At 66.8% G+C, this 14,894-nt stretch carries 15 protein-coding genes; 8 read left to right on the top strand and 7 right to left on the bottom strand.

Annotated features, from left to right (window positions below):
- Positions 1–64 precede the first annotated feature (64 nt).
- Together rpsO and ACYU8W_RS09060 are read left to right on the top strand one after the other, a co-directional pair.
- Positions 65–334 (top strand): 30S ribosomal protein S15, encoded by a 270-nt coding sequence (gene rpsO / locus ACYU8W_RS09065; RefSeq protein WP_129624911.1) that lies wholly within the window; start codon positions 65–67, stop codon positions 332–334.
- Positions 335–513: 179 nt separating this feature from the next.
- Positions 514–2,997: a polyribonucleotide nucleotidyltransferase gene (locus ACYU8W_RS09060; protein ID WP_499468434.1), complete on the top strand. Its 2,484-nt coding sequence runs from the start codon at positions 514–516 to the stop codon at positions 2,995–2,997.
- A gap of 69 nt (positions 2,998–3,066) precedes the next feature.
- Here the strand turns inward: ACYU8W_RS09060 and ACYU8W_RS09055 are convergent, their stop codons facing one another.
- The gene (locus ACYU8W_RS09055) at positions 3,067–3,516 is read right to left on the bottom strand and encodes an META domain-containing protein (protein ID WP_499468433.1); all 450 of its coding nucleotides are present in this window, start codon (positions 3,514–3,516) and stop codon (positions 3,067–3,069) included.
- 52 nt (positions 3,517–3,568) lie between these two features.
- Here ACYU8W_RS09055 and ACYU8W_RS09050 point away from each other — a divergent pair, with 52 nt between their 5' ends.
- The 4 genes from ACYU8W_RS09050 (at position 3,569) to ACYU8W_RS09035 (ending at position 7,843) form a co-directional block, all read left to right on the top strand.
- On the top strand, positions 3,569–3,910 hold the full coding sequence (locus ACYU8W_RS09050; RefSeq protein ID WP_499468431.1) for a hypothetical protein: 342 nt from the start codon (positions 3,569–3,571) through the stop codon (positions 3,908–3,910).
- Positions 3,911–3,990: 80 nt separating this feature from the next.
- The gene (locus tag ACYU8W_RS09045; RefSeq protein WP_499468429.1) at positions 3,991–5,034 is read left to right on the top strand and encodes an LLM class flavin-dependent oxidoreductase; all 1,044 of its coding nucleotides are present in this window, start codon (positions 3,991–3,993) and stop codon (positions 5,032–5,034) included.
- Positions 5,035–5,152: 118 nt separating this feature from the next.
- A complete protein-coding gene (locus tag ACYU8W_RS09040) occupies positions 5,153–6,799 on the top strand; it encodes an alkaline phosphatase D family protein (protein ID WP_499468427.1) in 1,647 nt (548 codons plus the stop codon).
- A 93-nt stretch (positions 6,800–6,892) separates the two neighbouring features.
- Entirely contained in the window at positions 6,893–7,843 is a 951-nt protein-coding gene (locus ACYU8W_RS09035) for a class I SAM-dependent methyltransferase (RefSeq protein ID WP_499468425.1), read from the top strand.
- A gap of 7 nt (positions 7,844–7,850) precedes the next feature.
- Here the strand turns inward: ACYU8W_RS09035 and ACYU8W_RS09030 are convergent, their stop codons facing one another.
- Both ACYU8W_RS09030 and mobA read right to left on the bottom strand, forming a co-directional pair.
- The gene (locus ACYU8W_RS09030) at positions 7,851–8,129 is read right to left on the bottom strand and encodes a DUF6457 domain-containing protein (protein WP_499468423.1); all 279 of its coding nucleotides are present in this window, start codon (positions 8,127–8,129) and stop codon (positions 7,851–7,853) included.
- Positions 8,122–8,715: a molybdenum cofactor guanylyltransferase gene (gene mobA / locus ACYU8W_RS09025; protein ID WP_499468421.1), complete on the bottom strand. Its 594-nt coding sequence runs from the start codon at positions 8,713–8,715 to the stop codon at positions 8,122–8,124. The genes ACYU8W_RS09030 and mobA overlap by 8 nt, the downstream gene beginning before the upstream one ends.
- A gap of 72 nt (positions 8,716–8,787) precedes the next feature.
- On the opposite strand from mobA, the gene dapB reads away from it, so the two are divergent.
- Together dapB and ACYU8W_RS09015 are read left to right on the top strand one after the other, a co-directional pair.
- The gene (gene dapB, locus ACYU8W_RS09020) at positions 8,788–9,534 is read left to right on the top strand and encodes a 4-hydroxy-tetrahydrodipicolinate reductase (RefSeq protein ID WP_499468419.1); all 747 of its coding nucleotides are present in this window, start codon (positions 8,788–8,790) and stop codon (positions 9,532–9,534) included.
- Positions 9,535–9,603: 69 nt separating this feature from the next.
- Positions 9,604–10,275 (top strand): DedA family protein, encoded by a 672-nt coding sequence (locus ACYU8W_RS09015; protein ID WP_239702094.1) that lies wholly within the window; start codon positions 9,604–9,606, stop codon positions 10,273–10,275.
- On the opposite strand, the gene ACYU8W_RS09010 is transcribed toward ACYU8W_RS09015, so the two are convergent.
- The 4 genes from ACYU8W_RS09010 to ACYU8W_RS08995 are packed head-to-tail and all read right to left on the bottom strand — an operon-like array spanning position 10,259 to position 14,818.
- A complete protein-coding gene (locus ACYU8W_RS09010; RefSeq protein ID WP_499468417.1) occupies positions 10,259–10,885 on the bottom strand; it encodes a LutC/YkgG family protein in 627 nt (208 codons plus the stop codon). The two genes, ACYU8W_RS09015 and ACYU8W_RS09010, sit on opposite strands and share 17 nt — an antisense overlap.
- Positions 10,882–12,348, bottom strand: a complete 1,467-nt coding sequence (locus ACYU8W_RS09005) for a LutB/LldF family L-lactate oxidation iron-sulfur protein (RefSeq protein WP_499468415.1) — start codon at positions 12,346–12,348, stop codon at positions 10,882–10,884. The genes ACYU8W_RS09010 and ACYU8W_RS09005 overlap by 4 nt, the downstream gene beginning before the upstream one ends.
- The gene (locus ACYU8W_RS09000) at positions 12,345–13,085 is read right to left on the bottom strand and encodes a (Fe-S)-binding protein (RefSeq protein WP_129624924.1); all 741 of its coding nucleotides are present in this window, start codon (positions 13,083–13,085) and stop codon (positions 12,345–12,347) included. The genes ACYU8W_RS09005 and ACYU8W_RS09000 overlap by 4 nt, the downstream gene beginning before the upstream one ends.
- Positions 13,085–14,818 carry an L-lactate permease gene (locus ACYU8W_RS08995; RefSeq protein WP_239702093.1) on the bottom strand — a complete coding sequence of 578 codons (1,734 nt, stop codon included), beginning with the start codon at positions 14,816–14,818 and terminating at the stop codon, positions 13,085–13,087. Before ACYU8W_RS08995 ends, ACYU8W_RS09000 begins: the two co-directional genes overlap by 1 nt.
- Positions 14,819–14,894: the final 76 nt, after the last annotated feature.

Raw genomic sequence — 14,894 nt, 5'->3', positions numbered from 1 at the left:
AGCGCCCTGGTGAACAAGCCCAGGTGCACCGCGCAACAACATGACGAAAGGTAGTCGCCTCAACATGCCACTCACCACCGCCCGTAAGGCCGAGATCGTTGCCGAGTACGGCAGCGCCGCAGGCGACACCGGTTCGCCCGAGGTGCAGGTCGCACTGCTCACCGAGCGCATTCGTGAGCTCACCGAGCACTCGCGCCAGCACCCGCACGACCACCACAGCCGTCGTGGTCTGCTGCTCCTGGTCGGTCAGCGCAAGCGCATGCTGCGTTACCTCGAGGAGATCGACATCGAGCGTTACCGTTCGCTGATCAAGCGCCTGGGCCTGCGCCGATAATTGAAGACTTGCGTCACGAGGCGATCCACCTGCGGGTGGATCGCCTTGTCGCGTAGGAGGGGACCGTCCGCGAGGTAGGACGTACCGAATGCGTCGCCTCACCCGATCCCCTTGAGAAGAAAGCCCGTTCGCACACAACGACGATGTGCGACGAGATTGAGAAGAACAGGAGGGCCCACATGGAGGGTCCAGAAATCACGTTCGCCGAAGCCACCATCGACAACGGCAAGTTCGGCACTCGTACGGTCCGGTTCGAGACCGGACGCCTCGCCAAGCAGGCCGGTGGAGCTGTGCTCTGCTACCTGGACGAGGACACCACCCTGCTTGCGACCACTGCGGCCGGCAAGCAACCGAAGGACCAGTTCGACTTCTTCCCGCTGACGGTCGACGTCGAAGAGCGCATGTACGCCGCCGGCAAGATCCCCGGCAGCTTCTTCCGTCGCGAGGGTCGTCCCTCGACCGACGCGATCCTCACCTGCCGTCTGATCGACCGCCCGCTGCGTCCGGCCTTCGTCAAGGGTCTGCGCAACGAGGTCCAGGTCGTCATCACGGTGCTGTCGTTGAACCCCGACCACCAGTACGACGTGCTGGCGATCAACGGTGCCTCGGCGTCGACCCAGATCTCCGGTCTGCCGTTCTCCGGCCCGATCGGTGCCACCCGCGTCTCGCTGATCGACGGTCAGTGGGTTGCGTTCCCCAACTTCTCCGACATCGAGCGCTCGACCTTCGACATGGTCGTCGCCGGTCGGGTCGTCGGCGACGACGTCGCGATCATGATGGTCGAGGCCGAGTCGACCGAGTCCACCTGGGACCTGGTGAAGAACCAGGGTGCTCAGGCGCCGACCGAAGAGGTCGTCGCCCAGGGTCTGGAGGCCGCCAAGGGCTTCATTCGCGTGCTCTGTGAGGCGCAGTCGGAGCTTGCTTCGAAGGCTGCCAAGGAGGTGCAGGAGTTCCCGCTGTTCCTGGACTACCAGGACGACGCCTACAAGGCTGTCGAGCAGGCCGGCCTCGCCGACACCGAAGCTGCGATGCAGATCGGTGACAAGCAGGAGCGCGAGCACCGACTCGACGAGATCAAGGACTCGCTGAAGGCCGACCTGGGCGGCGAAGGCCGTCCGTTCGAGGGCCGCGACAAGGAGATCTCCGCTGCGTTCCGTTCGCTGCAGAAGAAGCTCGTCCGCGAGCGCATCCTGCGCGACAAGGTGCGCATCGACGGCCGTGGCCTGAAGGACATCCGTGCGCTCTCGGCCGAGGTCGAGGTGCTCCCGCGCGTTCACGGCTCGGCGATATTCGAGCGCGGCGAGACCCAGATCATGGGTGTCACCACGCTGAACATGCTGCGCATGGAGCAGCAGCTCGACACCCTTTCGCCGGTGTCGCGCAAGCGCTACATGCACAACTACAACTTCCCGCCGTACTCGACCGGTGAGACCGGCCGCGTGGGTTCGCCCAAGCGCCGCGAGATCGGTCACGGCGCCCTGGCCGAGCGTGCGCTCATGCCGGTGCTGCCGACCCGCGAGGAGTTCCCGTACGCCATCCGTCAGGTCTCCGAGGCGCTCAGCTCCAACGGTTCGACCTCGATGGGCTCGGTCTGCGCGTCCACCCTGTCCCTGCTGAACGCCGGTGTGCCGCTGCGCGCCCCGGTCGCCGGCATCGCCATGGGTCTGGTTTCCGCGGAGGTCGACGGCGAGGTGCAGTACGCCGCGCTGACCGACATCCTCGGTGCCGAGGACGCCTTCGGTGACATGGACTTCAAGGTCGCCGGTACCAAGGAGTTCGTCACCGCGATCCAGCTCGACACCAAGCTCGACGGCATCCCCGCCGACGTGCTCGCCGGTGCGCTGACCCAGGCCCGCGACGCGCGCCTGCACATCCTCGACGTGATGAACGAGGCGATCGACGCTCCCGACGAGATGTCGCCGTTCGCTCCGCGCGTCATCGCGGTGAAGGTGCCGGTCGACAAGATCGGTGAGGTCATCGGCCCGAAGGGCAAGATGATCAACCAGATCCAGGAGGACACCGGCGCCGACATCTCCATCGAGGACGACGGCACCGTCTACATCGGTGCGACCGATGGTCCGTCGGCCGAGGCTGCGCGCGCGGCGATCAACGCGATCGCCAACCCGCAGATGCCCGAGGTCGGCGAGCGCTTCCTGGGCACCGTCGTCAAGACGACCACCTTCGGTGCGTTCGTCTCCCTGACGCCGGGCAAGGATGGTCTGCTGCACATTTCCGAGGTGCGCAAGCTCGTCGGTGGCAAGCGCATCGACTCGGTGGACGACGTCCTGAAGATCGGCCAGAAGGTCCAGGTCGAGCTCAAGGAGATCGACCCGCGCGGCAAGCTCTCGCTTGCCGTGGTCGAGGCTGCAGGTTCCTCCGACGACTCGGCCCCGGCCGCTTCGTCCGATGTGCCGGACGCCGCCACCGGCCCGGTTGCCGACGCTCCGGCGTCCGATGACCGGTCCGAAGCTCAGGTCGACACCCAGGCCGTCGAGGTCAAGGGCGACAACCACGCCGACGCCGAGGGTTCCTCGGACGAGTCGGGCGATGGTGAGGGCGAGCGTCGCCGTCGCCGTCGTGGTGGTCGCGGACGTGGCCGCAAGAACGACGAGGGTGACAACAACGGTGACAACAACGAGGGGTCGGACTCCGACTCCGAGTGATCCTCACTCCAGGCGAAGGCCGTCGATCCGAAAGGGTCGGCGGCCTTCGTCGTGCGTGGCCGGTTGCGGTCAGCGGCGGTCGAACACCAGGCGCCAGCCGTCGTCCGTCGTCGCAACCAGGCGTCCGTCCTTGGAGGTGAGGGAGAAGTTTTCCGTGCCCAGCAACGCGTTCATCGCCTCGATCGAGCCGCCCTTGCCGGCCTGTGGGTTGAGGCAGGCGACCGTCGCCATCGCGACGGCGTCCGTCGAATAGCGAGCGCCCGCCTTCTCCACGAGTTTGCCCCTGAACGGTGCACAGCCGTCGCTGCCCTCGATGTTGTTGCCGCTCAGTTGGATTCGCGCGCCGGAGCCGGACGCGTCCTGACTGGGAGAGCCGGGTTCGGTGACCGAGGCGAGCGTCCAGGAGCGACCGGTGAGTCCGGCATTCGACTCCGCAGAGGAGGACCACGCGATGGCGGCAGCAAGGCCGGCTGCGGCGACACCGCCGGCCGCGATGCGCTTGTTCCTCGCTCCCATCACGAAACCATTGTCCCCTACGAGTCGGCCGACGGACTTTACGAAGTGCTTACCTGTGGAAATCGGTGGTCAGAAGGATATTCCGGCCACCGATCGGGTGCGGATCAGCTACGACTGTGCAGGCTGGGGCGACCGGGCTCGATCGGATGCGCGCAAGGCCACGCTGGTCGGCACCCAGGCGGTTCGGATGCAACGGACCGGGGCCATGACGCTCGCCATGGTCACCCTCGACTTCGACTGGACGGCTGCGTCCGACAAGTACGAGCTCTGGTTCAGCCCTGAGGTCGCCAAGGTGATGAAGGGGGTCGACGCAACCCACCCACAGCCTGCGCCGCCCTGCTGTGTTGATGCTGCTGCTCGCAGTTCCCGACAGTGGAAAGCCATCGGTGCTCGGTAGTGGGACGAGGTTCCTGCTGCCCCGCGCGTAGTCGGGCAGGACCCTGGAACAGCAACGACCGGCCCGTGGTTGTCGTATCCATGAAGGCTTTCGGTTTCTTGAGTTTCGGCCACTACGGCTTCTCCGGCTACGAAGCCCGCGAGATGTTGCAGCAGGCCGTGCAGTTGTCGGTCGGTGCCGACGCGATCGGCGTCAACGGCGCGTACTTTCGCGTGCACCACTTCGCCAAGCAGGCGGCGTCCCCGATGCCACTGCTGAGCGCCATTGCTGCGCGCACCGACAACATCGAGGTGGGCACCGGCGTCGTCGACATGCGCTACGAGAACCCGCTCTACCTCGCGGAGGAAGCGGCGGCCCTGGACCTGCTGTCGGACGGCCGGGTGGCGCTGGGCGTGAGTCGTGGGTCACCCGAACCGGCGCTGCGCGGCTGGGAGGCGTTCGGGTACACCGGTTCCGCCGACCCCCGCGGCGCCGACATCGCGCGTCCGAAGTTCGAGCGTTTCATGGACGCCGTACGTGGAGTGCCGGTGGCCGACGCCGACCCGGCCCAGTTCGGTCCCGGCCAGAAGCTGCGCATCGAACCGCACGCACCGGGGTTGGACCGTCGGATCTGGTGGGGAGCGGGTAGCCGTGACACCGCCGAGTGGGCTGCGGCACAGGGCGTGAACCTGATGAGTTCCACCCTGCTCACCGAGGCCACCGGCCAGGCGTTCGGTGACCTGCAGGCGGAGCAGATCGATCGCTACCGCACTGCGTGGAAGGCCGCCGGGCACGACTGGACGCCGCGAGTCTCGGTGAGCCGCAGCGTCTTTCCGTTGATGAACGCGCAGGACCAGATGTACTTCGGTCTGCGATCGGGCGACAGCGCCGACCAGGTCGGTGTGATCGACGGCTTCCGCTCGACGTTCGGCAAGACCTACGCCGCCGAGCCGGACGTGCTCATCGAACAACTGCGCGACGACGCGGCGGTGATGTCGGCCGACACCCTGATGTTGACCATCCCGGCTCAGCTGGGCGTCGAGTACAACCTGCACGTGCTGCGTTCGTTCGCCGAACATGTCGCGCCGACGCTCGGCTGGAAGCCGAACACCGACGGTCCGGTGCAGGGTGATCCGATCGGCTGAACGACGCCGGTTCCGGTCGTGATGGCGACCGGAACGCTGAACTACGGGTGTAGAGACGTGATGGATTCGCCGGTCTCGGACAGCCGTTCCAGGCCCCTTCAAGTGGTGGGATGAGGGCATGGCTTCGTTGGTTCTTGGTCCCGTCCTGCGCTATGTGGGCGAGACGAACGCGACGATCTTCGTCGAGACCGACGAGCATTGCCGGGCGACCGTTCGCAGCGAGGGGCGCGAGTGGTCGTGTCAGACCTTCTCCGCGCACGGACACCACTACGCGATCGTGCTCGTCGACGGCCTCGAGCCGGCCAGCATCCAGGACTATTCGGTCGATCTCGGCGACCGGCAGGTCTGGCCCGAAGCCGACAGCGAGTTCCCGCCGAGCCGGATCGCAACGCTCGACCCCGCCAAGGACGCGTCCTTCCTGTTCGGTTCGTGCCGCACCTCGGTGTCGCACGACAAAGAGGGCACCGACCTGCACGGCGTCGACGCGATGCGTTCGTATGCGTACGAGATGCGGCGCAACCCCGACCACTGGCCCGACTTCGTGCTCTTCCTCGGTGACCAGTTGTACGCCGACGACACCTCGCCGCAGATGCGCGACTTCATCGAGAAGCGGCGAGGCCTCGACGACCCGCCCGGCGAGGAGGTCAAGGACTTCATCGAGTACGCCGAGCTCTACCGCCTCGCCTGGACCGAACCGGCCAACCGGTGGCTGCTGTCCACGCTGTCGAGCGCGATGATCTTCGACGACCACGACGTCCGTGACGACTGGAACACCTCGGCCGCCTGGCACGAGGAGATGAACAAGAAGCCGTGGTGGCACGAGCGCATCGTCGGCGCCCTCGGTTCGTACTGGATCTATCAGCACGCCGGCAACCTCGACCACGAGGCGCTGCATGACGACAAGATCTGGAAGATCATTGCTGCACACCGCGATTCGAGCGAGCTCGACCTCACGGAGGTCGTCGACGCGTTCGGTGAGGAGGTCGACAAGGACCCCACCACGTACCGCTTCTCGTTCACCCGTGACCTGGGGGAGTCCCGCGTCATCGTGATCGATTCACGGGCGGCGCGCGACCTGCGTCCGGACCACCGGGCGATGCTCGACGCCGACGAACTCGCCTGGCTCGACGAGCAGATGCGCGGCGACTGCCAGCACCTGTTCATCGGATCGTCCTTGCCGTTCCTGCTCCCGACCGGAATCCACGACCTGGAGTCGATGAACGAGACCTGGGCGCAGGGTGACCGTCCTCGCCTGGCGAAGCTCGGTGAGAAGGTGCGGCAGGCCGTCGACCTCGAGCACTGGGCCGCGTTCGAGAAGTCCTTCCGCGACGTCTCGCAGATGGTGATGCAGGTGGCGCGCGGCGAGCGCGGCAAGGCGCCCGCCACGATCACCTTCCTGTCCGGCGACGTCCACAACTCATACGTCAACGAGGTCACCAGGACCCGCGAGCCGATCGAGTCCAAGATCGTCCAGGCCGTCTGCTCGCCGATCCGTAACCCGCTGCCGCGCCACGTCCGCATGCTGCAGGGCACGCTCGCGGGCTGGATGGGCGGCCCGATGCGCTCGCTGGTCAACAAGTTCCCCAAGGTCAAGAAGCCCGGTTTCGACTGGGAGACCACCCACGGTCCGTGGTTCGACAACAACCTGGCCCGCGTCGAGGTACTCGGTCCGCGGTTGCTGCTCACCTGGGCCCGCGGTGACGTCGAGGGTGACGATTACGACAACCCGGGGCTCGTCCGCGTCGCAACGGTTCTCATCGATTGACACCGTCTTGTCGAGTGGCCGGGCTATGACCTGGTGGCCGGGATATAGCCCGGCCGGTGGTTCATGGCCCGGCCACTCGGCAAAGATGGGGGGATGCATCTGATCGTCACCTGTGCCGTCGGCCTCGAAGACCTCCTGCGCGGCGACCTGCAGCAGGCGGGCGCCCGAGCGGTCGTCAGCGGCGAGGGTGAATTGACAGTCACCGTGGACGAGATCGATGTGGTTCGCTCGAACCCCATGGTCGACAGGGTGGCCATGTCCTGGTCGCCCGGAGCGCCGCTGGAAGATGCTGAAAAGCTCTGCCGCGCGGCCGGATTCGACGGCGACGTCGCGTTCCGGGTCCATGAGAAGGACCCCACCGTACGGGATGGGATCGTCCGGGCGGTCGGACATCAGACCGGATGGCGCAATGAACCGGGGGACTGGCAGGTCAACCTTGTTCCGGGGACGGATCGAGCCGAGATCGGCCCGCTCGCCTGGGCAGCCCGGTTCGGTGCGATGGAGCGTCTTCCCGCGACCACTCCGCCGTCGGTCGCGGCCGGCGTGCTGCGTTTGGCGAAACTGCAGCCCGCAATGGCGCTGCTCGACCCGTGCGGCGGTGTCGGCACGATCCCCATCGTGGACGCGATCGGACGAGAAGGGCGCGGATTGATCGTCGACCTCAGCTCCGAGTCGATCGCGTTGGCGCGCAACAATATTCGCACGTTCGGTCTGAAGGACCGGGTGTTCGCCGAAGAGGGGGACGCCACCTACCTCGACCTGGCGGACGCGTCCGTCGATCGGGTCGTCTCCGATGTCCCGTTCGGCAAGCGGATCGGTTCGAACCAGGAGAACGACACGTTGTACCCCGGCCTGGTGCGGGAACTGGGTCGAGTGCTGACTCAGGACGGGCGGGCGGTGATCATCACCGACGACAAGCGCCGGTTCGCCGATGTCGTTGCTCGTGACCGGTCATTGAAGGTCGTCAAGGAAACGGCGCTCCGATACAACGGAGTGACCCCGACAGCGTTCTCGATCACCAGAGTTCGCGCCCGAGGGCGCTGAGATCCGGTCAGTCGGATGCAGGGGGAAGCGTGTTGACGATCTTGTCGGCGATCGCCTTCTGATCCACCGGCCCCCCGGAGGCAGCCGCCAACCCGACGGCGATCCCGAGTGCGTACGAGCTCACCGGCGCCATCGGCCGCACGAAGCGGTGCGCCACCTCCTTGGTGACGTCAAGCACGAGTCCGACATCCAGCAGATCCGGGTCGACACCGATCTCGACGCACACCGCGCGCAGCCAATCCTGCTGCTCCTTGCGGGTGGGTTCGGCGGGCTTGTCGTCAGTCATCGGGATCTCCTTCGATGAAGTAGTCGTTCCAGGAGGCGACCTGGTCCCAGGTGTCGACGTCCTCGCAGACGCGGTTGGGCGCTTCGATCGCGGTGACGTCGATGCCGCCGAAGAGGGCGCGCATCGATTTGTCGGTGGGATCGTGCAGGGCTGACGCGGCCCGCACGAGCGGCTCGGTGCGGTACACACCTGCGACCCATTGGGTATGCCCGCGGCCGTCGGCCAGCACGCAGCCATCGCGATCGCGACCGGCGAGCAACAGCGGCACGGCCTCCCGCGCCAACGGCAGGTCACAGGCGAGCACCAGCGTCCACGGTGCGCGTTCGCCCTCGAGTTTGCGCAGACCGGTGACCGTTGCGGCAGCCGGTCCGCCGAAGACGGGGTCCTCCCGAATCTGGTGCACGCTCGGCGGCAGGTCGCGAGGCGGGCCGACGACGACGACATTGCGTGCGCTGTCGACCGCCTTCAGCACTCCGTCCAGAAGTGGACCGTCACCGACGTCGAGTGTCGCCTTGTCGACCAGGCCGAGCCGTGACCCACGGCCGCCGGCCAGCACGATCGCGTCGTACGCGTCCGAGTCGAGCATCCTCGCGTTCCCCTTCGTGTGCGAAGTGGACAGTCTTGCAGAGTCCGGGGTGTCACCGCCTAGGGTTGCCGGGTGACTGAGCGCATCAAGGTGGCAGTGATCGGTGCTTCGGGCCGCATGGGTTCCCAGGCGGTGCAGGCGGTGCAGGACGCCGTCGACCTCGAACTCGTGGGCACCTTCGACCAGGGCGACGACCTCGGTGACCTCGGCGGAGCCCAGGTTGCTGTGGAGTTGACCGTTCCGTCGGCGTCAGCGGCGAACATCGCCCATTGCGTCCGTCAGGGAGTCCATGCCGTGGTCGGCACGACCGGCTGGGACCAGGAGAAGCTCGCCGCGTTGGAGAAGGAGTTGGCTCAGCAGCCGGAGGTCGGCGTGCTCATCGCGCCGAACTTCGCCATCGGCGCGCTGCTGATGATGTCGTTCGCCGAGCAGGCGGCCCGTTTCTATGAGTCCGTCGAGGTCGTCGAGACCCATCACCCCGACAAGGTGGACGCGCCGTCCGGCACCGCCGTGCGGACGGCCCGGATCATCGCTGAGGCACGGCGCGAGGCCGGTCTGGGCGACGTCCCGGACGCCACCGAGCACGACCCGGACGGTGCCCGCGGAGCCGTCGTCGACGGCGTCCCTGTGCACGCGCTGCGTCTGCGCGGACGCGTGGCGCATCAGGAGGTCGTGTTCGGCGGAGTCGGTGAGGCGTTGACGATCCGGCACGACTCGTTCGACCGGATCAGCTTCATGCCGGGCGTCCTCACCGGTGTCCGGGAGGTCGGCAAGCACCCGGGTCTGACCGTCGGTCTGGAGAACTTCCTGGGTCTATGACCCGTCCCGGCCACATGTCGTTCAACTGGATGTTGCTCGACGTGGTTAGCGTCCGCCCATGGGGACACGATGTTCGACGGTCTGCTGAATGCCCTCGGCGATCTCATGGGGTCGCTGTGGATCTACCCGCTGATCGCCGTCATCTCCCTGGTCGATGCGATCGTGCCCATCTTCCCCAGCGAAGCGCCGTTGATCATGGCCGGTGTGTACGCGGGATCGACGGGCTCACCGAACCTGATTCTGATCATGCTCTGCGCGGGCGCCGGGGCGATGGCAGGCGACCACGTCGCGTATTCGATCGGTCGGGCCGCAGCCGGCAAGATCGATCGAATCCCGCAGCACACCCGTCGCGGTAGGGCGATCGCCGGCGCGAAGCGGTTGCTGGATTCCCGTGGTGGCATGGCCCTGGTCATCGGCCGGTTCATTCCCTGGGGACGCATCGCCACCACGGTCGTCTTCGGCGCGATGCGTTATCCACGAATGCGGTTCACCATGTTCGACGCGATCGGGGTGACGGCGTGGGCACTGCACGGCACGCTGATGGGCTACATCGGCGGCCACGCCTTCGAGCAGGAACCACTCAAAGGACTCGCGCTCGGCCTCGGTCTGGCGATCGCGGTCTCGGCTCTCATCGAACTGGTCCGCTGGCTGCTCGCTCGGCGCCAACGCAGCGGGTCCCCGGCCGAAGCCGAGGACCCGCAACCGACGGGCAACACCGATCGGATCAGCGCACGAGGATGACCTCGAGGTTGCGAGGCCCGTGCACTCCTTCGACCCGGTTCAACTCGATGTCGGAGGTGGCGCTCGGACCGCTGATCCAGGTGAGCGGACGCCCTGCTTCCACGGACGATCGCAGCCGGGTGATCGCCTCCGGCACGGAGGTCACCACCTGATCGGCATGCACGACGCAGATGTGCACGTCCGGCACCAGCGACAGTGCTCGCCGGGCCTGACCGGCGCAGTGGTCCAGCACGATGGTTCCGGTGACCGCGATGCCGACGCTCGACGTGGTCACCACTGCGGCGATGTCGTCGAGTGCCGTCGCCGACAGATCATCGTCGACGGTCGTCTCGATGGACGTGGGTGCTACTTCGGGCGGTAGATCCGGCGGGACGACGACCGTGTGGCAACCGTGTTCGGCCAGCACCGCGTCCACGGCCGCAGCGATGCCGTCGACCGACACCTCACGCACGATCGCCCGGTAGTCGCGCATGTTCTCCACGAACAGATCAAGCATGGCCTCGGTCTCCATCGGTTCCGTGGCAGGAGCGGGAGCCACCGAAACCGTTGCAGCCGAACCCGATTGCGTCGACCTGATGCGGCCGAGGATCTCTTCGCGTGCGCTGCTCATGCCTGACCTCCACCGGTACGGTCCCACCACTGCCGGAACGTCTCCTTGGGTGGCACGGGCACGTCGCGAGCGCTGCTCCACGAGGACGCGGGCCAGGGGAGTGCCCCCAGGGCTGTCCGGCGACCCAACAACTTCCCACCCAACGTGGATGCCTTCTGTGCCTTCGCCAATCGGCGGCTGTCGGCGAACATCCATGCCGCCGCCTGCATCGTCCTGGACTCCACGGAATTGTGCCCACGGTGCTCGTCGACGACCTGCGTGCGCAGTTTCACCAACAGGCGCGGGATGTCGATGCGCACCGGGCACACCTCGAAACACGCACCGCAGAGGCTGGACGCGTACGGCAACGACTGGTCGATCGCACTCGATGTACCGCGCAGCTGCGGCGTGAGCACCGCGCCGATGGGTCCGGGGTAGACCGAGCCGTAGGCGTGGCCACCGGCGCGTTCGTACACCGGGCAGACGTTGAGGCAGGCCGAGCAGCGGATGCAGCGAAGCGCCTGCCGTCCGACCTCGTCCGCCAGTACGCGCGTGCGTCCGTTGTCGATCAACACGACGTGCACGTTCTGGGGCCCGTCACCTTCGGCCGGGCCGGTCCACATCGTCGTGTACGGGTTCATCCGTTCACCGGTCGAGGAGCGCGGGAGCAACTGCATGAACGTGCCGAGGTCCTCCCAGGTCGGCAGCACCTTCTCGATGCCGACGACGCTGATCAGGGTCTCGGGCAGGGTCAGGCACATGCGTCCGTTCCCCTCGGACTCCAGCACCACGAGTGTGCCGGTGTCGGCGATCGCGAAGTTCGCTCCGGAGATCGCGACTTTGGCCCGCAGGAACTTCTCCCGCAGGTGCAACCGCGCTGCCTCGGCGAGTTCGCGTGGAGCGTCGGTCATGTCTTCAGGGGCAGGGCGGCCGACCTTGCCCATCTCCTGGCGGAAGATCTCTCGGATCTCGGCGCGGCCGCGGTGGATGGCCGGCACCAGGATGTGCGAAGGACGGTCGTGGCCCAGCTGGACGATGAGTTCGGCCAGGTCGGTCTCCCACGCATGGATTCCTGCAGCCTCGAGCGCCTCGTTGAGCTCGATCTCCTGGGTGGCCATCGACTTCACCTTGACGACCTCGTCGACACCCTCGGCGCGAACCAGGTCGAGCACGATGCGGTTGGCCTCTTCGGCATCACGTGCCCAGTGCACGGTCGCACCGCGCTCGGTGAGCTTCTCCTCGAACTGCAGCAAGTAGCTGTCGAGGTTGGCGAGCACCTCGTCCTTCACGTCGGCACCGTTGAGTCGCAACGCCTCCCACTGAGGCACCTCCTCGACCACGGACGCTCTCTTGGCACGGATCGTGTGCGTGGCGTGTAGCAGGTTGCGCCGCTGCTGGGTGTTGGCCAGAGCATCCTTGGCCATGGCCGGGAACTTCGGCATCCCGACGAAGGTCGGCGTGGTCTTCGCAAGGGGGGCGCTCATAAGACATCTCCGTCCGTCGAGGCGAGGATCTCGGCCAGGTGCAGGGTGCGGACGCCGGAACGCTGGCGACCGAGCAACCCACCGATATGGGCGAGGCAGGAATTGTCTCCGGCGACGACCACTTCGGCCTCGGTGTCGCGGATGCGGCGCACCTTGTCGCTGCCCATCGCCACCGACACGTCGGCGTTCTTCATCGCGAACGTGCCGCCGAAGCCACAGCACTCGTCGGCGGCGGGTAGTTCGACCAGGTCGATGCCTCGAACCTGCCGAAGGAGTTGCAGCGGCTTGTCGCCCACCTTCAGCATGCGCAACGAGTGGCAGGTCGGGTGGTAGGTGACCCGGTGTGGGAAGTACGCACCGACGTCCGTCACGCCGAGCACGTCAACGAGGAACTCCGAGAGTTCGTAGGTCTTGGGCGCGACCTTCGCGACACCGTCGGCGAGCGCGGCGTCGCCCGACCGGGCGGCCAGGTCCGCGTACTGCTCACGCACCGAACCAGTGCACGAACCGCTGACCGACACGACAGCGTCGTAGCCCTCGAACACGTCGACGAACTTGCGCGCCAGCGGAATTGCCTCGTCGGCGTAGCCGGTGTTGGTGAACATCTGGCCGCAGCAGGTCTGCTCCGAGGGGAACTCGACGTCCACCCCGAGGCGACGGAGCAGGCGCACCGTCGCCTTCGGGGTTTCGGGCCACATGGTGTCGTTGAAACACGTTGCGAAAAGTGCGACTCGCATCAGGGCAGCATCCACGACAGGACGGTGGCCTGCAGGCCGACGAGCACGCACATGAGCGCGAGCAGACCGAGCGACCAGAGTACGACCTTGCGGAAGATGTCCGACTCGCGACCGAGCAGACCCACCGAGGTGGCGGCGATCGTGAGGTTCTGCGGGCTGATCATCTTGCCGACGACACCGCCGGAGGAGTTGGACGCGACCAGCAAGGTCGGGTCGATGCCCGCCTTCTGCCCGGCCGTCTGCTGCAGCGTGGCGAAGAGCGCGTTCGCGCTGGTGTCGGACCCGGTGACTGCGGTGCCCAACCAGCCCAGGATCGGGGACAGGAAGGCGAACGCGGTACCGGTGCCGGCGATCCAGGTGCCGATGGTGATCGTCTGGCCCGACAGGTTCATCACGTACGCCAGCGCCAGCACGGATGCGACGGTGAGAAAGGCGAAGCGCAGCTTGATCGCGCTCTCACCGAACTCCTTGGCCCACTTGCCCAGCGACACCTTGTACACCAGCGCCGTGATCAGCGAGCAGATCAGCAGCAGGGTGCCGGGGGAGGAGAGCCACTGGAAGTTGTAGGTCGTGGTGGACGACACCTTGCCGGCGGCGTTGACGATCTCGCCGTGCAGACCGGGCCACTCGATCTTCTGGTCCGTGCCGACCAGGAACTCCTTGATGGGTTCGATCAGCTTGGCTGCGGCGAACACCGCGATGACCAGCAGGTAGGGGAACAGAGCCATTCCGATGCGTCCGGGAGTCAGGTCGCGAGCGCGGGCGTCCATGTCCTCCTTGCTCTCGACTGCGTCGTCCGCGTCCGCGTCCGCGTCATCGGCGAGCGAACCCGATCCGGCCGAACCGGAGCCGACCGAGGCCAGCTCCCGCTTGCGGGCGGCGGCGAGGTCGGCGAGCGCCTCTTCGCGTCCCGTCGGCTGCCAGAAGCGCAGCATGACGACGGCGGCCGCGAGCGCGACGAGTGCGGCGATGACGTCCGTCAGTTCCACCGAGATCCAGGTGGCCGAAACCCATTGGGCAACGGCGAACGCGAAGCCGACGACGAGGGCGATCGGCCAGGTCTGCTTCATGCCGCGCTTGCCGTCGACCAGGGCGACTAGCATGAGCGGGACGAACAGGGCCAGGACCGGCGTCTGGTGGCCGACGTACGCGCCGATCTCGTTGTAGTCGATCTTGGTGAGCGTGCCTGCGGTGATGATCGGGGTGCCGACGGCGCCGAACGCGACCGGCGCGGTGTTGGCCAGCAGAGCAACAGCGGCGGCACGCAGCGGCGAGAAGCCGACGGCCATCAGCATGACTCCGGTGATCGCGACGGGCGCTCCGAAGCCGGCGAGGGCTTCGAGCATCGCACCGAAACAGAAGGCGATGATGATCGCCTGGATACGCGGGTCGTCCGAGACGAGGTGGAAGGATGCGCGCAGGTCGTCGAAGCGGCCGCTCACGACGGTGATCTGGTAGAGCACGATCGCGCAGAAGACGATCCACATGATCGGGAAGAGACCGAAGACCGCACCCTCGGACGCGGACAGCAGTGCGAGGTTCACGGGCATCTCGAACGCCAGGACGGCGACGAGGATCGCGACGGCCAGCGCCGCCAGGCCGGCCCAGTGGGCCTTCCATCGCAGTGCGCCGAGCGTGATGAAAACGGTGAGGAGGGGCAGCAGGCCCACCAGTGCGGACAGCCAGAGGCTGTCGGCCACCGGCGCCAGCGGTGGGGTGTAGGTGCTCGTCATCTGGGAGCCTTCCGTACGCGACCAAATGGTCAGACCAAAGATGTGATGCACACCATAGCGGCATCACTTCGGTTAC

Source organism: Yimella radicis (assembly GCF_054778255.1).
The sequence above is the reverse complement of the archived record's forward strand: the minus strand, read 5'-3'. Positions and strand labels throughout refer to the sequence as shown.